Origin of the sequence: Actinomyces sp. HMT897, from assembly GCF_016626125.1 — a bacterium.
Classification (GTDB): domain Bacteria; phylum Actinomycetota; class Actinomycetes; order Actinomycetales; family Actinomycetaceae; genus Actinomyces.
Map to the genome: position 1 here is coordinate 2,988,927 of NZ_CP067336.1, position 21,654 is coordinate 3,010,580.

The 21,654-nt window shown below is 73.7% G+C and carries 12 protein-coding genes and 1 pseudogene; 10 read left to right on the forward strand and 3 right to left on the reverse strand.

All coding sequences use genetic code 11. The annotated features are described in order from the left end of the window. The first annotated feature begins 3 nt into the window (after positions 1-3). From JJJ15_RS13560 to JJJ15_RS11645, 8 genes are all read left to right on the forward strand, one after another. Positions 4-4,692 (forward strand): FtsK/SpoIIIE domain-containing protein, encoded by a 4,689-nt coding sequence (locus JJJ15_RS13560; RefSeq protein ID WP_200510843.1) that lies wholly within the window; start codon positions 4-6, stop codon positions 4,690-4,692. A 78-nt stretch (positions 4,693-4,770) separates the two neighbouring features. Then, positions 4,771-5,973, forward strand: a complete 1,203-nt coding sequence (gene sucC, locus JJJ15_RS11615; protein WP_200510844.1) for an ADP-forming succinate--CoA ligase subunit beta — start codon at positions 4,771-4,773, stop codon at positions 5,971-5,973. Between the two features lie 4 nt (positions 5,974-5,977). Further along, complete coding sequence (gene sucD, locus JJJ15_RS11620; RefSeq protein ID WP_200510845.1) at positions 5,978-6,946, forward strand: succinate--CoA ligase subunit alpha; 969 nt, start codon at positions 5,978-5,980, stop codon at positions 6,944-6,946. Further along, on the forward strand, positions 6,943-8,445 hold the full coding sequence (locus tag JJJ15_RS11625) for a DUF6350 family protein (protein ID WP_200510846.1): 1,503 nt from the start codon (positions 6,943-6,945) through the stop codon (positions 8,443-8,445). The genes sucD and JJJ15_RS11625 overlap by 4 nt, the downstream gene beginning before the upstream one ends. Before the next feature lie 350 nt (positions 8,446-8,795). After that, positions 8,796-10,568, forward strand: a complete 1,773-nt coding sequence (purH, locus tag JJJ15_RS11630) for a bifunctional phosphoribosylaminoimidazolecarboxamide formyltransferase/IMP cyclohydrolase (protein WP_200510847.1) — start codon at positions 8,796-8,798, stop codon at positions 10,566-10,568. 212 nt (positions 10,569-10,780) lie between these two features. Next, positions 10,781-11,587 carry a hypothetical protein gene (locus JJJ15_RS11635; protein ID WP_200510848.1) on the forward strand — a complete coding sequence of 269 codons (807 nt, stop codon included), beginning with the start codon at positions 10,781-10,783 and terminating at the stop codon, positions 11,585-11,587. A gap of 204 nt (positions 11,588-11,791) precedes the next feature. Further along, positions 11,792-12,796 carry a MauE/DoxX family redox-associated membrane protein gene (locus JJJ15_RS11640; RefSeq protein ID WP_200510849.1) on the forward strand — a complete coding sequence of 335 codons (1,005 nt, stop codon included), beginning with the start codon at positions 11,792-11,794 and terminating at the stop codon, positions 12,794-12,796. 148 nt (positions 12,797-12,944) lie between these two features. Then, positions 12,945-13,250, forward strand: coding sequence for a DUF3017 domain-containing protein (locus tag JJJ15_RS11645; protein WP_246742058.1), 306 nt, complete (start codon positions 12,945-12,947; stop codon positions 13,248-13,250). Between the two features lie 37 nt (positions 13,251-13,287). Here the strand turns inward: JJJ15_RS11645 and JJJ15_RS11650 are convergent, their stop codons facing one another. Beyond that, a complete protein-coding gene (locus JJJ15_RS11650; RefSeq protein ID WP_200510851.1) occupies positions 13,288-14,265 on the reverse strand; it encodes an alpha/beta hydrolase in 978 nt (325 codons plus the stop codon). Between the two features lie 332 nt (positions 14,266-14,597). On the opposite strand from JJJ15_RS11650, the pseudogene JJJ15_RS11655 reads away from it, so the two are divergent. Next, positions 14,598-15,917, forward strand: a pseudogene (locus JJJ15_RS11655) (dicarboxylate/amino acid:cation symporter). A 623-nt stretch (positions 15,918-16,540) separates the two neighbouring features. Here JJJ15_RS11655 and cydC read toward each other — a convergent pair. Both cydC and JJJ15_RS11665 read right to left on the reverse strand, forming a co-directional pair. Beyond that, complete coding sequence (gene cydC / locus JJJ15_RS11660) at positions 16,541-18,373, reverse strand: thiol reductant ABC exporter subunit CydC (protein ID WP_200510852.1); 1,833 nt, start codon at positions 18,371-18,373, stop codon at positions 16,541-16,543. 1 nt (position 18,374) lies between these two features. Continuing rightward, the gene (locus JJJ15_RS11665) at positions 18,375-20,414 is read right to left on the reverse strand and encodes an ABC transporter ATP-binding protein (RefSeq protein WP_200510853.1); all 2,040 of its coding nucleotides are present in this window, start codon (positions 20,412-20,414) and stop codon (positions 18,375-18,377) included. A 233-nt stretch (positions 20,415-20,647) separates the two neighbouring features. Here JJJ15_RS11665 and JJJ15_RS11670 point away from each other — a divergent pair, with 233 nt between their 5' ends. Further along, complete coding sequence (locus tag JJJ15_RS11670) at positions 20,648-21,634, forward strand: malate dehydrogenase (RefSeq protein WP_200510854.1); 987 nt, start codon at positions 20,648-20,650, stop codon at positions 21,632-21,634. Positions 21,635-21,654 lie beyond the last annotated feature (20 nt).

Genomic DNA, 21,654 nt, shown 5'->3' on the forward strand with positions numbered 1-21,654 from the left:
GGCGTGCAGCTCCTCGTGACCGTCCGGCGCCCCCGTGAGACGGTGGGCTACGACCTGCTGGTGACCACCCCGCCGGAGGCGACCGTGGGTGAGCTCGCCCGGTTCCTGGACGACCAGGTCCCCCACAGTGGGACCCGGTCCCCTGGGCCCACGCCACCGGGGCAGGACGGGTCCTCCCTCAGGGACGCGACCGGCGGGGCCACTGGGCCCACGCCACCGGGGCAGGACGGGTCCCCCCACCCCGACCCGCCCCCCGGGCTGTGGGACGGGCGGACCCTGCTGGAGGCGGGCGCCCGCCTCGGGGACGGCCCGGTCCGGGACGGCATGGTGCTGGGCCTGGGGGCACCGGTGCCCGGGAGCTTGGAGCCCACCGGCGTCGTCGAGGTGCGGGTGGTCGCGGGCCCTGGCGCTGGCGCCGTCCACCGCCTCGGCCTGGGCCACTACACGCTGGGCGGCCCCGGCTGCGACGTCTGCCCGGTGGGGCTGGGGGAGGAGACCAGGGCCCTGGCCACCATCGAGGTCGCCGCGGGCGGCACGGTCCGCCTGCACCCCGTTGACGAGGCTGCCAGCCGTGAGGCCCCCGTCCTGGCCCCCCGCCACCGGCCCCTGCCGGGGCCCCTGGTCCTGGACGCGCCCGCCACCGCCGGCCGACGGCGTCGCAGGCTGCTGCGCCGCGACCCCGAGGCGGTCCTGGGGGGCAAGGAGCAGCGTGACCCCGAGGGCCCGCGACTGCTGATCGAGCTCGACCGCCGTCAGGTGGAGCCGGGGGCGGTGTGGCGGCAGGGCGCGCTCCTCACCGTCGGGAGCAACCTGCTGACCGTGGGTCCCGTGCCCGCGGCGGACGCGGTCACCACCCCCACGCCCGAGGAGCCCAGCGTGGACTTCAACCGCCCGCCCCGCCTGAGCCGCCCGGAGCGCACCACGGAGTTCACCCTCCCCACGCAGCCGGAGAGACCACGCAAGGCACCCATACCGCTGACGGTCATGCTCTCTCCCATTGTCATGGGCGGGGCAATGTTCCTCATGACCGGCAGAGCCTACTCGTTGCTGTTCGTTATTCTTTCACCATTGATGATGATCGCTAATGTCGTCCAGGGGCGCAGCAACTCCAAGCGGCAGTACCGGGAGGCAATGAGACGCTACCGGGAGCAGCGCACCACCGTCGAGGACGCGGCCTGGGAGGCGCTGACCCAGGAGAGGCGCCAGCGCCGCCTGGACTGCCCCGACGCCGCCGAGCTCCTCCTACGGGCCACCGGCCCCCGTGCCGCCCTGTGGGAGAGGCGCCCCGGCGACCCGGACTGGCTGGAGCTGCGGGTCGGGACCGCCGACCAGCCCAGCGGGGTCCTCATGCACGACCCGGCCCGGGCCCGCCACGAGGAGCCCCTGGTGTGGACCGCGCCGGACGTCCCCGTCAGCGTGCACCTGGGACGCCTGGGCGTGGTGGGCGTGACCGGCACCCGCCGGGAGCGGGTCGCCGCCTGGCTGACGGCCCAGTGCGCCACCCTCCACTCCCCGACGGAGCTGGGCGTCGTCCTGCTCATAGACCCCGGCCAGGGGGCCGCCGGGGCCCGCAGGTGGGACTGGTGCCGGTGGCTGCCGCACCTGCGGACCGAGCCCGGGGCCCCGGCCCGCGTCGGCCTGGACGAGGAGTCCGTCTCCCGGCGCGTCAACGAGCTGCTGACCGTCCTGGACGCCCGGGCGCAGGGCGAGGAGGTGGGAGAGAGGGCGGTCGTGGTCCTCGACGGCGCCCACGCCCTGCGGCTACGCCCGGGGGTGGTCCGCCTCCTGCGTGAGGGCCCGGCCGCGGGCCTCCGCCTGGTCTGCGTGGACACGGACCGGACCTCCCTGCCCCAGGAGTGCCGTGCGGTGGTGGACACCACCGGCCCCACGCCGTCGGTCAGCCAGACGGACGCCTACACGGTGGAGCACGTCCTGCTGGACGAGCCCGGTGACGACTGGTGCGAGAGGCTGGCACGCGCCCTGGCGCCCGTGCGCGACGTCTCCGCTCTGGCCGACGACGGCGCCGTCCCGTCCTCCTCCCGGCTGCTGGACGTCCTGGGGATACCCGAGGCCCGGCTCGAGGACGTCCTGCGCTCCTGGCGCCGGGCACGCCCCACCACCCGCGCCGTCATCGGGGAGGACGCGGAGGGGACCTTTACCGTGGACGTGCGTGCCGACGGCCCCCACGCCCTGGTCGCGGGGACCACCGGCTCAGGCAAGTCCGAGCTCCTCCAGACCCTCATCGCCTCCCTGTGCGTGGGCAACACGCCCGCGTCCATGACCTTCGTCCTAGTTGACTACAAGGGCGGTGCCGCCTTCAAGGACTGTGCCCGCCTGCCGCACACGGTGGGCATGGTCACCGACCTCGACGGGCACCTGACCAGCCGCGCGCTGGAGTCGCTCGGGGCCGAGCTGCGCCGCCGCGAACGCCAGCTGGCGGCGGCGGACGCCAAGGACATTGAGGACTACACCGCCGCCACGGGCCCCCAGGACGAGCCCATGCCCCGCCTGGTGATCATTATCGACGAGTTCGCGGCGCTGGTGGCCGAGCTGCCCGACTTCGTCACCGGCCTGGTGGACATCGCCCGGCGCGGCCGCTCGCTGGGGGTCCACCTGGTGCTGGCCACCCAGCGCCCGGCGGGCGTGGTCTCCGCGGAGATCAAGTCCAACACCAACCTGCGGATCGCCCTGCGCGTGACCGACGAGAACGACTCCCAGGACGTCATCGAGTCCTCCGCCTCCGCCCACATCCCTCCCGCGCTGCCCGGACGCGCCTACGCCCGGCTGGGGCACGCCAGCCTGCACCCCTTCCAGGCCTCGCGCGTGGGAGGCAGGCCCCCGGGCAGCGGGCCGAGGGCGCCCCTGCGGTCCCGGTCCCTGAGCCTGTCCGGCCTCGCCCACCGGGAGGTGGCCCCGCCGCAGGCCGAGGAGGACGCCACCGTCCCCACCGACCTGTCCCGCCTCGTGGGGTCCATGGGGCGGGCTCGCGAGGAGCTGGGGATCGCCCTGCCGCACCGGCCCTGGCTGCCGCCCCTGCCCGCGGTGGTGACCATGGACGGGCTCCACGACCTCCTGGCCGCCCAGGCGGGGCCCGGTGGCGGGCAGGAGCCGGGGGACGGGGCCCGGGGGGCGGAGGGCGCAGGCCCCGCCGGGGCGGTGGACCCACGTGCCCGCGGGCTGCTGCCCCCGCTCGTCCTGGGCCTGGAGGACTGCCCGGGTGAGCAGGCCCAGAAGGTCATGACCTGGGACTACACGTGTGCGGGGCACCTGGGGGTGGCCGGGTCCGCCGGCTCGGGGCGCTCGACCCTGCTGCGGGGGATCGCCGCGGAGGTGGCCCGTACCACGTCCCCGGAGGAGGTGCACGTCTACGGGATCGACGCCGGAACGGGCGCCCTCCTGCCGTGCACCAGGCTGCCGCACGTGGGCGCCGTGGTGACGCGGGACCAGCCTGAGCGGCTTCGGCGGCTCCTGGACCTCCTGGGGCGTGAGGTCACCCGGCGCCAGCAGCTCCTGGCCCTGGACGGCCTGGCGTCCGTGGCCGAGCAGCGCCTGGCCGCCGGCCCGCAGGAGCGCCTGCCCTACCTCCTGCTGCTCATTGACCGGTGGGACTCCTACGTGGCCAGCTTCGAGTCCGTGGACGGGGGCGCCCTGGTGGAGCGCGTGGAGCTCCTGCTGCGTGAGGGCGGTGCCGTGGGCCTGCACGTGGTGATGGCCGGGGACCAGACGGTGTGCCGGGGGCGTATGGGCATGATGCTGGAGGACCGTCTGGCGCTGCGCCTGCCCGCGGCGGAGAACTACGACATGGTGGGGATGCGCCCCCGGGACGTGCCCGTGTCCATGCCCTCGGGCCGGGCCTTCCGCGCGGGCGCCCGGCCCCGGGAGGTCCAGGTGGGGCTGCTGGACGCCTCCCCGGCGGGGACGGCCCAGGTGGCTGCCGTCCACGCCCTGGCGCGCCAGGCCGGCCAGCAGTGGTCGCAGGTACCGCGCTCCCGGTGCCCCAGGCACGTTGACGAGCTCCCCGTGGCGATCTCCCTGACCCAGGCGCTCGCCCTGAGCCCGCCCCCGGGGCGGGGATCCTTCTGCCTGGCCGTGGGCGGGGACGACCTGGGGCTGCTGCCCCTGCGGATGGAGGAGGTCGGCAACGGCGTCCTGGTGACGGGGCCACGTCGCTCAGGGCGCTCGACGGCCCTGTACGTGGGGGCCCTCACGGCCCTGGACGCCGGGGCGCAGGTGGTGGCGGTGGCCCCCGGGCGCTCCCCGCTGCGCTGCCTGCAGGGGCGGCCGGGGGTCCTGGGCGTCCTGGGGGAGGACGCCGTGGCCGCCGACCTGCTCGGGCTGATCCGGCACGCCCCCTCCGAGGTCCTTCTCGTCGTGGACGACTTCGAGTTCCTGGGCCCCGACCACAAGCTCGCCCCGGTGCTGGAGAAGCACCTCAAGACCTGCCGCGACGCCCCCGGGGGCGTGCTGGTCTCCTGCGGTGTCGACGAGATCCAGGGGCTGTACCGTGGCCTGGTGGGGCAGGTCCGCAAGAACCGCACCGGCCTGCTCCTGGCACCCCGGTCCGCCGACGACGGCAGCTACCTCTCCGCCAGGCTGCCGCGCTCGGTGGGGGCCCCGGTCCCCATGGGGCGCGGGATCCTGGTCACCGCGCACCGGTGGACCTGGGTCCAGGTCCCCGACGCGCGGCCGTAAGGGCCCTCACTACGCGATACCCTCGTGCCCGGGCACCCGCACGTGCCCGCAGCCCGACGTCTGGAGGTAGGACGAGCCATGGACCTGTACGAGTACCAGGCCAGGGACCTGTTCGCCGCGCACGGGGTGCCCGTGCTCGACGGGCGCCTGGCCACCAGCCCGCAGGAGGCCCAGGCCGCCGCCGCCGCGCTCCTGGCCCAGGGAGCCCCCCTGGTGGTGGTCAAGGCGCAGGTCAAGACCGGGGGGCGGGGCAAGGCCGGGGGCGTGCGGCTCGCCCGCACCGCCGCCGGGGCCCGGCAGGAGGCCGAGGCCGTCCTGGGCATGGACATCAAGGGGCACACCGTCCGCTCCGTCCTGGTCGCCGAGGGCGCCGACATCGCCTCCGAGTTCTACCTCTCGGTGCTCCTGGACCGTGCTGGGCGCAGGTACCTGGCCATGTGCTCGCGCGAGGGCGGCGTGGACATCGAGGCCCTCGCCGCCGAGCGCCCCCAGGCCCTGGCCCGCGTCGGCGTCGACCCGCTGACCGGTATGACCCCCGCGCTGGCGGCCCGTCTCGTGGCCGAGGCCGGGTTCGAGCCCGGGGAGGTGGCCGAAGCCGTCACCGACGTGGTCCTGCGCCTGTGGGAGGTCCTCACCGGTGAGGACGCCACCCTGGTGGAGGTCAACCCCCTGGTGCTGACCACCGGTGGGCGCGTCCTGGCCCTGGACGGCAAGGTCACCCTGGACGACAACGCCAGCTTCCGCCACCCCGGCCACGCCGACCTGGTGGACCGCGCCGAGACCGACCCCCTGGAGGCCAGGGCCCGGGCCGCGGGCCTGAACTACGTCAAGCTCTCCGGCCAGGTCGGTGTCATGGGCAACGGGGCGGGCCTGGTCATGTCCACCCTCGACGTGGTGGCCTACGCCGGTGAGCGCCACGGGGAGATGCGCCCGGCCAACTTCCTGGACCTGGGCGGCGGCTCCAGCGCCGAGGTCATGGCCACCGGCCTGGAGGTGGTGGCCTCCGACCCCCAGGTACGCGCCATCCTGGTCAACGTCTTCGGCGGCATCACCTCCTGCGACACGGTGGCCGACGGGCTCGTCGCCGCCGTGGACCGCCTGGGGGGCCTGCCCAAGCCCGTGGTGCTCCGCCTGGACGGCAACAACGCCGACCTGGGGCGGGCGATCCTGACCGAGGCCGCCGTTGACGGCGTCGAGCTCGTGGACACCATGGACGCGGCGGCCGACCGCGTCACCGCCATCGCCGAGCAGATCACCAGCACGTCCAGCACGGAGGCCTGAGCCAATGAGCATCTTCCTCACCCAGACCGACCGCGTCATCGTCCAGGGCATGACCGGGTCAGAGGGCCGCAAGCATACCCGCCGCATGATCAGCGCGGGCACCCAGGTGGTGGCCGGGGTCAACCCCCGCAAGGCCGGCACCGTCGTGGACTTCACGGTGGAGCCGGTGGGCCCGGGTGCCGCGGGGGTGCCCGCCGGGACCGTGACGGTGCCCGTCTACGGCACCGTCGCCCAGGCCGTGCAGGAGACCGGTGCGGGTGTCAGCGTCGTGTTCGTGCCCCCCGCCTTCGCCAGGGGCGCCGTGGTGGAGGCCGTCGACGCCGGGGTGCGCCTGGTGGTGGTCATTACCGAGGGCATCCCCGTGGCGGACGCCGTCGCCGCCGTCGCCTACGCCGCGGCGCACGGTGTGCGGGTCATCGGCCCCAACTGCCCCGGCATCATCTCCCCGGGGCGCTCCAACGTGGGCATCACCCCCCCGGACATCACCGGTCCCGGGCCCATCGGCCTGGTCTCCAAGTCCGGGACCCTGACCTACCAGCTCATGTACGAGCTGCGCGACCTGGGCTTCACCACCTGCATCGGCATAGGCGGGGACCCGGTGGTGGGCACCACCCACATTGACGCCCTGGCCGCCTTCGAGGCCGACCCCGACACCGAGCTGGTGGTCATGATCGGGGAGATCGGGGGAGACGCCGAGGAGCGGGCAGCCACCTACATCAGCGAGCACATGACCACCCCCGTGGTCGCCTACGTCGCGGGCTTCACGGCGCCCGAGGGCAGGACCATGGGTCACGCCGGGGCCATTGTCTCCGGCTCCTCAGGCACCGCCGAGGCCAAGAAGGAGGCCCTGGAGGCGGTCGGCGTGCGCGTGGGCCGCACCCCCAGCCAGACGGCCGCCATCGTCCGGGAGATCTACCGCTCCCTCCACCCGGGGACCGCCGCCCCGGCCGGGCGCCACCAGGACGCGGTGTGAGCGCCCTGAGCTCCCTGGGCGAGGCCTGGCGGCGCGGTACCTGGCGTCCCGCGGACTGGTTCCTGGCCGCCCGCTGCGGGATGGAGGCCGTCGTCCTGGGCTGGCTCCTCGTGGTCCTGCCCGCGGTGGCCTTCTACCTGGCCTCCTCCTCCCGTGACGCCGCCGCCGCCCTGAGCACCGGCTCGGTGGTGCGCGCCGCCACGGGCCTGTGGAGCCTGGCCCTGGGCGGGTCCTGGGGTACCTCCACCAGCCGGGAGGGCGCCCTGAGCCTGCCGCTGACGGGCCTGACCCTGCTCCTGCTCCTGCTGACCCGCGCCTCGGTGCGCCGGGCCCACCCCAGCTCCCCGGCCTCCGGGGGCTGGGTCGTGGGCGCCGCCACCACCACGGCCCTGGTCCTGGTGCTCGTCGCCAGTCCGGCCGCGTCGCGCACCTGGACCGTCGTCCCGGCTACCTGGGCGCTAACCTCCCTGGTGGTGGCCGTAGAGCTGCAACGCTCCGGGTCCGGCTGGCCGGCCCTGGGCCCGTGGTGGCAGGACCGCCCGGCCTGGCTCCACCTGGCCCTGCGCCAGGTCCGCCAGCTCGCCCTGGTCCTGACCGCCCTGGCGGTGGTCGCCGCCGGTGTCGCCCTGGTCCTGGCGGGGGGGCGGGTCTCCCGCCTCCACGACGCCCTGACCGACGGCAGGTTCGCCGACACCCTCGGTATCACCCTCCTCCAGCTGGGGTGGGTCCCGACGGGGCTGGTGTGGGCGCTGTCCTGGGTGGTGGGGCCGGGGTTCGCGGTGGGCTCCGGGTCGGTCTTCTCACCCACCCGTGTGGTGGCCGGGGCGGTGCCCTCCCTGCCGGTCCTGGGTGCCCTGCCCACCACGGCCGTGGGCTCGTGGGGGACGGCCCTGCCCTTCGTCGTGCTGGTCGCGGCCGTGGTGGTGGCCTGGCGTGACCGCTCCAGCCTGCGTCAGATGCGGCTGCGCCAGGCCGGGGCCGCGGCCGCGACGGCCTCGGTGGTGCTGGGCGGAGGCACCGCCCTGGTCTGCCTGGCCGCCTCCGGGCAGGCGGGCCCTGGACGGATGGCCGAGGTGGGGCCGCGGGAGGGCTTCACGGCGCTCATTGTGGGCCTGCTGACGCTGGCGGGCCTGGGGGTTGTGGCGCTGATCACCCACCCCTGGGGCCAGGTCGTGACCCGACGCGGGGCGGGCGCCACCGTGGACGACACCGAGGACGCCGCGCAGGAGGCGCGTGAGCACGTCGGGACGGGGGCCGGAGACGCTCGCCGCCCTGGGCGCCCGGAGCGCGGTGGGTCCCGGGGGCGTGAGGCTCGCGGGGCGCGTGAGGGGCAGGGGCGTGAGGCTCGTGAGGGGCGCCGCCCGGAGGCCGGTACCCCTCAGTGGTACCCGGTGGGGGAGGACGACGTCGGCCCGCGTGACCGGGGTGCCGCGCAGGGGGGTACCCGGAGGGCAGGACACCCACCAGCACGTCGAGGCGAGGACGGACTGGCGCCGTAGCGCTCGTGAGCGGGAGGCTGCACATTCATTTTACAATCGGCGATCAGTAGACGGCAGGATTACGCGGATTCGCGATGCGCCACGGGGACCCGGGAGCAGGATGAATGTGCAACGACGTCCGCGTTGCACATTCATCCTGCTCCCGACTCCTCCTCGGGCGGGTAAAACGTTGGAATCACGCCAACGCCCTGCTCCCGACCCCAAGATGAATGTGCAACGGGAAAGGCGGGGGCTGTAGGCTGGTCCCGGCCGTGACTGGCGAGGGTGGGGCACCACCGGGGAGCGGCAGCCTGACCGGAGGGGACGTCGCCCGCCTGGGCGTCCCCGCAACTGAGAGCACCAGGAGCACTATGTCTACCGCTGGCACCACCGCCCACGCCCCCGTCCCCACCGAGGGGCTGACCAGTCCCGACCGCGTCCCCGTGCGCCGCGCCCTGGTCTCCGTCTACGACAAGACCGGCCTGGTCGAGCTCGCCACCGCCCTGGACGGCGCCGGCGTCGAGATCCTCTCCACCGGCTCCACCGCCGCCGTCATCGCCGGCGCGGGCCTGCCGGTCACCCCCGTGGAGGAGGTCACCGGCTTCCCCGAGTGCCTCCAGGGCCGCGTCAAGACCCTCCACCCGGCCGTCCACGCCGGCATCCTCGCCGACCGCCGCAAGCCCGACCACATGGACCAGCTCGCCGCGCTGGGCGTGGCCCCCATTGACCTGGTGGTGGTCAACCTCTACCCCTTCACCGACACCGTGGCCTCGCACGCCCCCTTTGACGCCTGCGTGGAGCAGATCGACATCGGCGGGCCGGCCATGGTGCGCGCCGCGGCCAAGAACCACCCCGCCGTCGCCGTGGTCACCGACCCCGACCGCTATACCCAGGTGGCCCGGGCCGTGGAGGACGGCGGCTTCACCCTGGCACAGCGCCGTGAGCTCGCCGCCGCCGCCTTCGCCCACACCGCCGCCTACGACGCCGCCGTGGCCACCTGGCTCGCCCAGCAGGTCGAGGCCGGTGGGGCCGCCGAGGCGGCTGGCGCGGTCGAGGCGGCTAATGGCGCCCCGGCCGCCCCGGCTGGCATGCCGCGCTACGTCGGTGCCGCCTACCACCGCCTGGCCACCCTGCGCTACGGGGAGAACCCGCACCAGCGTGCCGCCGTCTACACCACCGCGCCCGCTGGCCCGACCGGCGTGGCCGGTGCCAGGCAGCTGAGCGGCAAGGCCATGAGCTTCAACAACTACACCGACACCGACGCCGCCGTGCGCGCCGCCTACGACCACGGCGAGACCACCTGCGTGGCCGTGGTCAAGCACGCCAACCCCTGCGGCATCGCCGTCTCGCCCACCGGGGACGTGGCCGAGGCCCACCGCAAGGCCCACGCCTGCGACCCCGTCTCCGCCTACGGCGGCGTCATCGCCACCAACGCCACTGTCACCGCCGCCATGGCCCGCCAGGTCAAGCCCGTCTTCACCGAGGTCGTGGCGGCTCCCGCCTACGAGCCCGAGGCGGTGGAGATCCTCGCTACCAAGAGGAACCTGCGGGTCCTGGTCGTCGAGCCCCCCGCCCCCGGCGGCTACGACGTCAAGCAGATCTCCGGCGGCGCCGTCATCCAGGAGCGTGACCTCGTTGACGCCCCTGGTGACCTGCCCTCCGGCTGGAGGCTCGTGGCCGGTGAGCCCGCCAGCCCCGACGTCGTCGCCGACCTGGTCTTCGCCTGGCGGGCCGTGCGCGCGGTGCGCTCCAACGCGATCCTTCTGGCCAGGGACGGTGCCACCGTCGGGGTGGGCATGGGCCAGGTCAACCGCGTGGACTCCTGCCGGCTCGCCGTCGAGCGCGCCAACACCCTGGGCTCACGCTCCACCGGCGACGCCGCCGCTGCCCCCGCCAAGGGCGCCGTCGGCGGGGCCCAGGCCAGTGAGGTCCTCACCGGGGCGCCCGAGGAACGGGCCCGGGGAGCGGTCGCCGCCTCCGACGCTTTCTTCCCGTTTGCCGACGGTCTCCAGGTGCTGCTGGATGCCGGGGTGCGCGCCGTCGTCCAGCCCGGTGGCTCCATCCGCGACAGCGAGGTCATTGCCGCCGCCAGGGCCGCGGGCGTGACCATGTACCTCACCGGCACCCGCCACTTCTCCCACTAGGTCCATCCACCATCCGCGAGAACGGTACTTATTGCTCGTGAGAACGGTACTTGTTCGTCGCGAGAACGGTACTTGTTTGCCGTGAGAACGGGGGGTAGTACCGAAGCCGCCTCGGACGACCTTATCCAAGGTGAACGAGCCCAGGCGCTTACTACTGACACAAAAACGGCTCCAGTGTTATCAAAAATCTGCAAACACTATCAAGGAATCTTATGGGTACTGCTGCCGCGATCCTTGCCGCCGTCCTCTACGGACTGGCCTCCACCTGCCAGGCGTGGGCCGCCAACCGGGCCCAGGGGCCAGCCGTGGTCATGCACCCCGCCTACCTCACTGGCGTCGTGCTCGACACCGCGGCCTGGGGCGTCTCCCTGGTCGCCCTGGAGTCCCTGCCCCTGTTCGTGGTGCAGTCCCTCCTGGCCTCCTCCCTGGCACTGACCGCCCTGCTGGTCTCCCTGCTGCTCAAGGTGCGCCTGCGACGCAGGGACATCGGTGCCATCGTGGTCCTCGTGCCGGCACTGGGCCTCCTGGCCTCCCTGGCCACCGAGGGCGCTGCCACCGTCCACGCGGGCTTCACCGCGCTCCTGTGGGGTGGCACCGCCCTGACCGCCCTCCTGGGGCTGGTGCTGTACCGCACCCGCTGTTCCTGGGGGCAGGCCGCGATCGGGGGACTGGGCTTCTCCGGGGTGGCGCTGGGTGCCCGTGCCCTGGAGTCCCAGGGCGGGGGCGGGGACCTCGTGAGCTGGGACACCCTGACCTGGGTGGTGGGCAACCCGCTGACCTGGGCGGTGGTCGTCATGGGGCTGGTGGCGGTGCTCCTGTACGCCCGGGCCATGGAGACGGGCAGCGCCGTGGCCGCCACCGCGATCCTGTGGGGTACGGAGGTGGTCGTGCCCGCAGGGGTGGGTGTGGCCGTCCTGGGGGACACGGTACGTGCCGGGACCGGCTGGGAGGCGGCTGCCTGCCTGGTCCTGTGCCTGGCCGCCCTCGGCGTGGTCGCAACCAGTCCGGCCCAGGCCTGAGGCCCGTGAGGCGGCCCCGGGTGGAGGGGCGGGTCGGAACCGACGGCGCAGGCCCCTCGTGTGGGAGCGGGCTGCCGCGGGGGCCCGTGCCAGAGGGCGGGCAATAAGTACCGTTCTCACGAGGAACAAGTACCGTTCTCGCGACGAACAAGTACCGTTCTCGCGACGAACAAGTACCGTTCTCGCGAAGGGAAGGAGGAGAGCGTGCCTGACGCACTTGCCGCCGCGCCTCTGGTCCTCGCCGTCGTCCTGGCCCTGGCGGGGGTCCTCAAGCTCCGTGACGTCGACGAGTCCGTACGCCACCAGTGGGAGGTCATGGAGGTCCCCCGCCTCCTGAACCGTACCTGGGTCCGCCGCCTCCACCCGCCGGCGGAGGTGGTCCTGGCCCTGGCGCTCCTGGTGGCGCCCGGGACCTGGGGGAGCCTGGCGGCGCTCGCGGCCCTGGGCCTGACCCTGGCCTACACGTTCCTGGTGGTGCGGGCGCTGAGGCGGGGCACCGTCTCCTGCGCCTGCCTGGGGGCCGGCCACCCCACCCCCGTCACCCGGCGCACGCTGGGTCGTAACCTCCTCCTGACAGGCCTGGCCCTGGCCAGCCTGGTCGTCATGGTCCCCCACGCACCCAACCCCGTGACCCGGGCGGTGGCCCGCGGGGAGGCCGGCTGGCTCGTCATGGTCCTGACCGCCATGCTCACCGCCTGGCTCCTGACCTCCCCGGACACCTCGCCGTCCCGTACCCCGGCGGCGTCCCCCGAGGCGGCGGGTCAGACGGACCAGCCCCAGGACGCCCCCTACCTGCGTACCCTCACCCCACGGGCCACCCTCCGGGACGCCGACGGATCCGTCCTGGACATTGTCTCCGCCTCCGCCCGCCGGGCCCACCTCCTGCTCTTCCTGTCCCCGGGCTGCGGGGCGTGCACGGACCTGGCGGCCCAGGTGCCCCGGTGGGCTGAGGAGATGCCCGCGCTACGGGTGGCGGCCGTGGTCCACATGAGCCCGCAGGCCCTGCGCGACGCCGCCCCCCACTGGACGGCGTGGACCCTGTACGACCAGGACGGTACGGCAGCCCGGATGCTCCGCACCCAGGCGACGCCCTCGGCCGTGCTCCTGGGCACCGACGGTATGCTCGCGGGCGGCCCGGTCGCCGGGGCCCAGGAGGTCCGGGACCTGGTGGAGGACGTGCGCGCCCAGCTCGGCGTGGGCGGCCGGTAGGCGTCCTCGGTGGGTAGGTATCCCTGGGAGGTGTCCCGCAGCCGGTAGACGTGCAGGACAGGCGTCCCCGGCTGGTAGGTGCCCTTGCCGGATAGGCGTCCCCGGGTGGGTAGGTGTCCCCGTCGGATCCTGGCCTACGATGGACGTCGTGAGCCAGGCCCCCACCCCGCGCGTGCCACGACGTCCGCGATACCAGCCCTACCGTACCGTGGCGGTGGTCGCCGTGGCCCTGGGGCTGGCCGCCGTCCCCCTGCTCGCTATTGTCGGGCACCGCCAGCTCGCGGTCCTGTGGCTCGTGGTGGGTCTGCTCACCCTGGCGCTGGTGCGGGTCTTCCGCCCCCACGGGACGTGGATCGCCGCCCGCTCCCGGCTCTTCGACGTCGTCTTCAACATTGTCCTGGCCCTGGCCCTGGCCGCCCTGGTGTGGTACGTCAACCTTCCCAACGTGCTGTAAGGCCCTTGTTCCGGAGCCCGCGGTTGCCGCTCCTGGCTCAGGGGCACGGACAGGCCTCGTGCTCGCCCGCCCGCTGCCACACCCAGCGCACCGCCATGACCACGGCCCCGGGGTCACGCAGCGGCACCATGTGGGAGCGGGTCCTCGCGGTCCGGAACAGTCCCTGGGGCAGGGAGGCCACGTAGTCCCGGTAGTAGCCCGCCCAGGCCGACCCGGCCGGGTGCCGGGCGGCCAGCAGCACCACCGGGACCTGGGGCGTGGGCAGCGGGCGCGCCCCCAGGTCGGCGATCGTGTCCGGGTAGGCCTCCAGCTCCTGGCCGCGGGCCGTCTGGGAGGCCTCGGTGGCGTCCTCGTGCAGGACCTTGGCGTGCAGGCGCCGCGGCAGGAGGTGGTAGCCCTGGAGGAGGGAGATCAGGGGGGCGGCGCCCAGGCCGTACAGCCCGGTCAGGACCTGCTGGCCCACCGAGTTCAGGTACCGGGCGCCGCTGGAGGCCTCCGCGGTGGAGCCCTCGCTGGAGGGATCCACCAGGACCAGGCCGGTGACCTGGTCGGGGTGCTCCGAGGCGAGCATCCGCACCAGCAGCCCGCCGTAGGAGTGCCCCACGAGGATCGCCCCGCGCGGCGCCAGGTGGGTCAGGACGGTGTACAGGTCCGCCACGTGGTCCCGGGCGGTGCGCCGTCCACGTGCCAGGGGCGACTGCCCCAGGCCCGCCCGGTCGTAGACGATGACGGTAAAGCCCGCTGCCGTCAGGGGGGCGGTCACCCGGCTCCACAGGACCCGGGACAGGCCCAGCCCCGACTCCAGCAGGACGGTACGCCCAGGGTCCGGCAGCGTACCGTCAGCCGACGAGGACGGCAGGTGGACGACGGCGTGGAGCCAGCGCCGTCGTGCGCTACCCCGGCGGGTGCCAGCAGGCCCGGGCCCACCGTCGGTGCGAGGCGCGGCGGGCAGGCCGACCGGGACCCGGACGTGGTGGTGCTGCGAGGTAGTACGTGGCAGACGGAACGGACTCATAAGGACAGCGTATCTAGACCACCTGGGCGGGGGCTGGGCCTCAGGGCCGCGCAGGCGCCGCCCGGGGCGGCGATCTAGACCACCTGGGTCAGGGGCGGGCTGGTTCCCGGGGGCGGTCGCACGGCGTCGGCCAGATACTCCCCAGCAACCAGCGAGACGGCCCCGGCAATCGACCAGTGAATCCCCCGGGTCCGGCGTCTCAGAGGCCGCCTCCGGCGCGGTGCGCAGGGTGTTCCAGTATCCGATACCCTGCCTCCCGCCCGCGGCAGGGTGTGGAATGCTCTGCCGGTGAGGCAGACGACCTTGACCTCATGAACACACGAAAGGCTCCCATGTCGCGCGTCCGTCAAGTCCTGAGCAGGGGAGGGGTACTCCTGTGGGTGCTCGTAGCTATTGTCCTGGCCCTGGCCCTGGGATCCGTGCGGGTAGGAGGCCACCACCTTGTCCCCGTTGCGGTCGGCCGTGTCTTCGCCACCTTCTCCGACGTCTTCAGCCAGTTCCTCTCCTTCGCGATCCCCCTGATTATCGTCGGCCTGGTGACCCCCGCCATTGCCGACCTGGGCCGCGGTGCCGGCAGGTAGCTCGGTATTACCACCGCCATTGCCTACGGCTCGACCCTCTTCTCCGGGTTCCTCACCTACGCGGTGTGCGCCGCGGTCCTCCCCGGGCTCCTGGCGGGGACCGCGCTGTCCGACGTCACCGAGCCCGGCAGCGCCCTGAAGACCTACTTCACGGTCGAGATGCCCGCCGTCATGCCCGTCATGACCGCCCTGCTGCTGTCATTCGTGTTGGGCGTCGGGCTGTCCATGGTGCCCCGCGGGGTCCTGCGCAAAGGCCTTATCGAGTTCCGTGCCATTATCACCCGCCTGATCGAGCGCATTATCATCCCCCTGCTTCCCGTGCACATCTTCGGCACCTTCCTCAACCTCACCTACACCGGTGAGGCCTGGAGCGTCATGCGGGCCCTGCTGCGCGTCGTCCTGGTGGTCCTGGCCCTGGAGGTGGTCATCCTCCTGACCCAGTACTGCGTCGCGGGGCTGGTCGGCAGGCGCAACCCGTTCACGGCCCTGGGGACCATGGCCCCGGCCTACCTCACCGCCCTGGGGACCTCCTCCTCGGCCGCCACCATCCCGGTCACCCTGGCCCAGACCAGGAAGAACGGCGTCTCCGAGGCCGTCGCCTCCTTCACCATCCCCCTGTGCGCCACCATCCACCTGGCCGGCTCCACCTCGAAGATCTTCGCCTTCGCCTTCGCGATCGCCCTGACCCAGGGCCTGAGCGTCTCCGCCACCCAGTGGGTCGGCTTCGTCTTTATGCTCGGTATCACCATGGTGGCGGCCCCCGGCGTGCCCGGAGGCGCGATTATGGCCTCCACCGGCCTGCTCGCCAGCATGCTCGGTTTCAACAACGACCAGGTGACCCTCATGATCGCCACCTACGTCGCCATGGACTCCTTCGGCACGGCCACCAATGTCACCGGCGACGGCGCCATCGCGATCGTCGTGGACCGCCTGGCGCACGGCAGGATCGGGGACGACGGCGACCCGCAGAACGTCCGTGAGCTCTCCTTTGACGCCATGGCCTACCTTGACCGCGTCTCGGTGGAGGGCGTCGTCAGCCCCGAGGAGCTACAGGCCTCGGCCTCCGGCTGAGCGCTGAGCGGGGTCGGCGGCGGGCCAGTCTGACGCAGGTGACCGGGTGCGCCGGGTCCCGGGAGCCGGCACATCCCGTTTCCCTGGGTCACTAGCTCGCCGACAGCCTCTCTGGGTCACCGACCCGCCGACAGCTTTGGGCAGGCCCCCCTGGGCTCTGGGATCCTCTGACGCCCGCCGGCGGCCCGCCCCCGGGCGACGCAGGTCCCCCCTGGGCTCTGGGATCCTGCACATTCTTTTTACAATCGACGATCATAAAACGGCGGAATCACGAGGATTCCGTAGCTGGTACAGGGGCCGGTAACCAGGATGAATGTGCAACGGGGCCTGCGTTGCACATTCATCCTGGTCCTGTTCCTCGCCTGGAGGCACAAAACGTTGGGATCACGCCAGCGCCCGGCCGCCACCCCCAGGATGAATGTGCAACACCTCCCGGGGCGACCCGCGGGTACGAGCTCCCGGCCAGGCCCCCGGGGTACAGCCCCCGGCGGAGGTGTCCACGCGGGGCGGAGCGCGGGTGTCTCCGCAGGAGCGTGACCACCCCCGTTCTCACGAGCAATAAGTACCGTTCTCACGGCGAACAAGTACCGTTCTCGCGGTGGGGGTGGGTGGGGGAGGGGCTGCTAGGCGCTCACCCGCTCCCGGCGGCGCAGCCGGGAGAAGGCGCCGTCGTGGCTGGCGAGCTCCTCCGCCGTCCCGGCCTCCAGGACCCGGCCGTCGTCCATGACCACCACGTGGTCGGCGAGCTCGGTCCCCGACAGGCGGTGGGTGATCTCAATGACGGTGGACCCGCGGGTCCACTCCCGTACGCTGGCGCGTACCTGCGCGTCCAGGGCGGGGTCCAGGTGGGAGGTGAACTCGTCCAGGACCAGCACGCTGGGACGGGCCAGGAGGGCGCGGGCCAGGGCCAGGCGCTGGCGCTGGCCGCCGGAGACGGAGGCCCCCCGCTCCCCGACGAGGGTGTCGTAGCCCTGCGGCATGGCCAGGACGTCAGCCTCGATGCCAGCGGCCCGGCAGGCCTGACGGACCTCCTCGTCGCTGGCCTGCGGGGCCGCCAGGCGCACGTTGTCGGCCACGGAGGCGCGGAAGAGGTGGGCCCGCTGGGTGACCAGCACCACCTCCCGGCGCAAGGAGTCCCCGGTCAGCTCGCGCACGTCCTGACCGTCCACCTCCACCCGCCCGGCGGTGGGGTCGTCAAAGCGCAGGAGCAGCTGGGCCAGGGTGGACTTGCCCGAGCCCGAGGCCCCCACCAGGCAGGTCCAGGCCCCGGCCCGGGCGGTGGCGCTGACCGCCGTGACCGCCTGGGTGGCGGCCCCGGGGTAGCTGTAGGAGACGTCCTCCCAGGTCACCTCGTGGGCGACGGCGTGGGGCAGCTCCACCGTGCCGTCGGGGACCTCCACGGGGGCGTGGACGACGGCGTGGACCCGCTCGGCGGCCGCGAAGGAGGCGTTGAGGGATCCGGTGAGCTCCTCGATGCCGCGCACGGTCTCGGTCAGGCGCAGCAGCGCGGCCACTGTGGCCGCCAGGGCCGGGGCGGACACGCTCCCGGTGCGCACCAGGCCCGTGCCTGACGCCGCCACCGCGACCGGCCCGCCCAGGGTGAGCAGCTGGGTCAGCCCCCGACGCAGGCTCATCCACCGGCGCCCCGGCGCCCCGGTGCGGACAATGCCCCGGTCGATCCGCCCCATCTCCTCCAGGCGCTCGTAGCGGCGGCCGTACCCCACCACCTCGGCCATGCCCTGGACGGAGTCCGTCACGTGCTGGGTCAGCAGGGCACGGCACGCCGTGACGTCCCGTGAGGAGGACAGTGAGGTGCGCCACCCGGCCAGGGGCGCCAGGAGCAGGGATCCCAGGAGGAACAGGGCGGCCAGGCCCGCCAGGGTCCAGGACACCGCGGCCCCCACGACCCCCACCACGACCAGGGGCACAATGACCGCGCTGACCACGGGGGCGAAGGTGTGGGCGAAGAAGACCTCGATCCGGTCCACGTCCTTGGTGGCGCGGGCCAGGAGGTCCCCGGAGCGGGAGGTCGCCATGACGCGCGGGGCCCGGGGTACCAGGGCGCGGAAGATCTCGGCGCGCAGGAGCTCCAGGGACTTGAAGGCCACCAGGTGCCCCAGGAACTGCTCGCCGTAGCGCAGGACCGCCTTGGCCAGGGCCAGCAGCGCCATGACCAGCAGGGTGCCCCACGGCATGGGGGCGGGGCGTCCTGCCGCCAGGTCCCCACCCAGACGCATAATGGTGGCGGCGCCGAGGCTGAACAGCCCCACCCCCGCCAGGAGGTCGGCGACCCGGCAGGCGGCTGAGGCCGCCAGCGGGCGCAGGACGGGGCGGGTGACGTCGAGGATCCAGGCGATGAGGACGCGCCGTCGGGGCGGGGCGGGGCTGGCGGGCGCCGTGGTCGCGGGACCCTCCGGGACCGGGCGGGACACGGGGGCGGCTGGGCTACGGGTCATCTCAGGCCTCCTGGGAGGGGTCGGGGACCGGGTTCGCGAAAGGCGCCGGGCCCGGGGCGGAGGAGCCAGAGGAGCTGGCCGAGAGGGAGCCGGAGGGCCCAGCCGGGGCGGTGCCGGAGGAAGCAGAGGAGCCAGCCGGGGTGGGGGCAGGACCAGCCAGGGCGGCGCCAGGGGAGCTGGCCGGAGCAGGGCCGGGTGGAGTAGGCCCGGCCGAAGTGGTGCCAGGGGAGCCGGAGGGCCCAGCCGAGGTGGGGGTAGGACCGGCCGGGCCCGGGCTGGAGGAGCCAGGGGAGCCAGTGGGCCCGACGGGCGCGGGAGCGGGGGAGTCGGTACGCTCCAGGATCCGCCCGTCCCGGACCTCGATAAGGCGGTCGGCGGACACCAGGGCTCCGTCGCGGTGGGAGACGGTCACCACGGTCCGCCCCGCCGCAGCCCGGGGGATCGCGGCGACAATGGCGGCCTCGCTGGCCAGGTCCACCTGGCTGGTGGGCTCGTCCAGGAGCAGCAGGGGGCGGTCGGCCAGGATCGCCCGGGCCAGGGACAGGCGCTGGGCCTGCCCCCCGGACAGCCCCAGGCCCTGCTCGCCGAGCACGGTGTCCAGGCCCTGGGGCATGCGCCGTACCTCCGCGTCCAGGCCCACGGTGTCCAGGGCCGCCCACATCTGCTCCCTGGTGGCGTCCGGGGCCGCCAGACGCAGGTTGTGGGCGATCGTGCCCGTGAAGAGCCAGGTGGTCTGGGCCACCAGGGCGCTGGCGGCACGTACCTGGTCCTGGGTGCGCGCACTGGAGGCGGTGCCCGCCACGCGCACCGTCCCGCCGCTGGGCAGGAGGTCCCCTGACAGCAGGGCCATGAGGGTGGACTTGCCCGACCCGGAGGGGCCGATGACGGCCAGGTGCTGCCCCGTGGGGACCCTGAGGTCGACCCCGTGGAGCACGTCGGGACCCTCAGGCCCCCAGGAGGCCCGCACACTGTCCAGGCGGACGGCGGCCCCGGGGTCCGCGGGGGCCCTCGGGGCGTCGGGCGCGCCGCGGGGCCTGTCGGTGGCCAGGATCTGACGGACGGCCCGCTGGTTGGCCAGTCCGCCCATACCCACGTAGAAGAAGGCGCCCACGTGGTCAAGCGGCTCCAGGAGCACGTAGGAGACCAGGACGACGGCCAGGGCGTCCCCGACCCCGACGGCCCCCGAGGTCAGCCGCCAGGCGGCGAGCCCGGCGGCGGCGGTAATGAGGAAGAGGGAGAACAGGGAGTCGGTGATGAGGATGACGAGCTGGTTGCCGGCCAGGACGCCCATGACAGCCCGACGGTTCTCCTCCCCGCGGGCGCGCAGCTCCTCCTGGGTGCGGCGGGCCGCCCGGGCCAGGGTCAGGGTGGTCAGCCCCTGGATGGCGTCGAGGTACTCCGCGGCCAGGCGCATACGGGCGCGTCGGGAGTCGGAGGAGGAGGCCCGCAGGCGGCTGTGGGCCAGGCCAATGAGCAGCGGGGTCAGGACGACGGCGGCCCCCAGGACCGCTGCCGGTACGGGGTCGACCGCGGCCCCCAGCAGGACCAGGCACAGGGCAGGGGCCAGGGCGGCCGCGACGGTGGGGGCCAGGAAGGTCTGCCGGTACAGGGCCACCCGCTCGGCGCCGTCGGTGAGCAGGCTGACCGTGGACCCGGTGCGCTGACTGGTGGTGTGGGCCGGTCCCAGGTCGAGGAGGTGGTCCAGGACGCGGCGACGCAGGGCCGCCTCCTGCGTGGCCGCCGAGCCCCAGGCGGTGGCCTGGACGGCGGCCTGCAGGAGGGCGCAGGCGGTAGCGGCCGCCCCGGCCTGGGCCAGCAGGCCCGCGAGGTGGGTGGAGGAGGGGGTGAGGAGGTCGCCCACGGCACGCCCCAGGCACACCAGCGCCCAGGTCTCGGCCAGGGCGGCCAGGGCGGTCATGGTGAAGGCCGCCACACCCGCGTGCCTCCCCGCCGGGGTGGCGACGGAGGGCGGGCGCGTCCCCCGGCGTCGGGGGAGGGGGGTGTGCGTGGCGTCGTCCCGGGGGTCGCTAGAGGCTGTCATGTGCGTCCTTTGCCGGTTGAGGGGGGCGTGGTCACGATACTGGTCGGTCGGTGGACGAAGGAGCGGCAAGGACTTAGGAGTACCTTCCTTTGGGATCATAGTGAACTGACCGCTCGTCAGCAAACGGTGTGCGCCCAGGTGGGCTGGTAGAGGTGGCGTTGCCGGCGGCATAGGCTTGCCCCGTAGGGCTGCGCCCAGCGCGGCCACACCGAACGTCCTGTAAGGAGTCCTTGATGGCTAACGCCCCCGTCAATGTCGCTGTCACCGGTGCCGCTGGCAATATCGGCTATGCGCTGCTGTTCCGTATCGCCTCCGGCGCCCTGCTCGGAGCGGACCAGCGTGTCAACCTGCGCCTGCTGGAGATCCCCCCGGCCGTCAAGGCCGCCGAGGGCACCGCCATGGAGCTCTTCGACGCCGCCTTCCCGACCCTGGGCAGCGTGGACATCTTCGACGACCCCAAGGCCGCGTTCGAGGGCGCCAACATCGCCTTCCTCGTGGGCTCCATGCCCCGTAAGGCCGGCATGGAGCGCAGCGACCTGCTGGCGGCCAACGGCGGCATCTTCGGCCCCCAGGGCGAGGCCCTGGCCGCCGGCGCCGCCGACGACATCAAGGTCCTGGTGGTGGGCAACCCCGCCAACACCAACGCCCTTATCGCCGCCTCCCACGCCCCCGGCATCCCGGCATCCCGCTTCACCGCCATGACCCGCCTGGACCACAACCGCGCCCTCGCCCAGCTGGCCGCCCGGGCCGGGGTCCACGTCAGCGACGTGGACAGGGTCACCATCTGGGGCAACCACTCCTCCACCCAGTACCCCGACCTGACCCAGGCCACCGTCAAGGGCGAGCCCATTACCGAGATCCTCGCCGACCGCGCCTGGGTGGAGGACGACTTCATCCCCACGGTGGCCAAGCGCGGTGCCGCCATTATCGCCGCCCGCGGGGCGTCCTCGGCCGCCTCGGCCGCCTCGGCCGCCATTGACCACGTCCACGACTGGGTCCTGGGCACCTCCGGGGCCTGGACCTCGGCCGCGGTCATGTCCGACGGCTCCTACGGCGTCCCCGAGGGCGTCATCTCCTCCTTCCCCTGCACCTCGGACAACGGCGAGTGGAAGATCGTCCAGGGCCTGGAGGTCGACGCCTTCTCCCGCGCCCGCATTGACGCCTCCGCCGCCGAGCTCCTGGAGGAGAAGCGCGCCGTGGCCGGTCTGGGCCTCATCTGACCCGGCGCCCGGGCGCCGAT

What these genes read in the sequence shown, in the direction of transcription:
- sucC (WP_200510844.1), top strand. Translation starts at nt 4,771, where the DNA reads ATGGACCTGTACGAGTACCAGGCCAGGGACCTGTTCGCCGCGCACGGG.
- sucD (WP_200510845.1), top strand. Translation starts at nt 5,978, where the DNA reads ATGAGCATCTTCCTCACCCAGACCGACCGCGTCATCGTCCAGGGCATG.
- purH (WP_200510847.1), top strand. Translation starts at nt 8,796, where the DNA reads ATGTCTACCGCTGGCACCACCGCCCACGCCCCCGTCCCCACCGAGGGG.
- JJJ15_RS11635 (WP_200510848.1), top strand. Translation starts at nt 10,781, where the DNA reads ATGGGTACTGCTGCCGCGATCCTTGCCGCCGTCCTCTACGGACTGGCC.
- JJJ15_RS11650 (WP_200510851.1), bottom strand. Translation starts at nt 14,265, where the DNA reads ATGAGTCCGTTCCGTCTGCCACGTACTACCTCGCAGCACCACCACGTC.
- cydC (WP_200510852.1), bottom strand. Translation starts at nt 18,373, where the DNA reads ATGACCCGTAGCCCAGCCGCCCCCGTGTCCCGCCCGGTCCCGGAGGGT.
- JJJ15_RS11665 (WP_200510853.1), bottom strand. Translation starts at nt 20,414, where the DNA reads ATGACAGCCTCTAGCGACCCCCGGGACGACGCCACGCACACCCCCCTC.
- JJJ15_RS11670 (WP_200510854.1), top strand. Translation starts at nt 20,648, where the DNA reads ATGGCTAACGCCCCCGTCAATGTCGCTGTCACCGGTGCCGCTGGCAAT.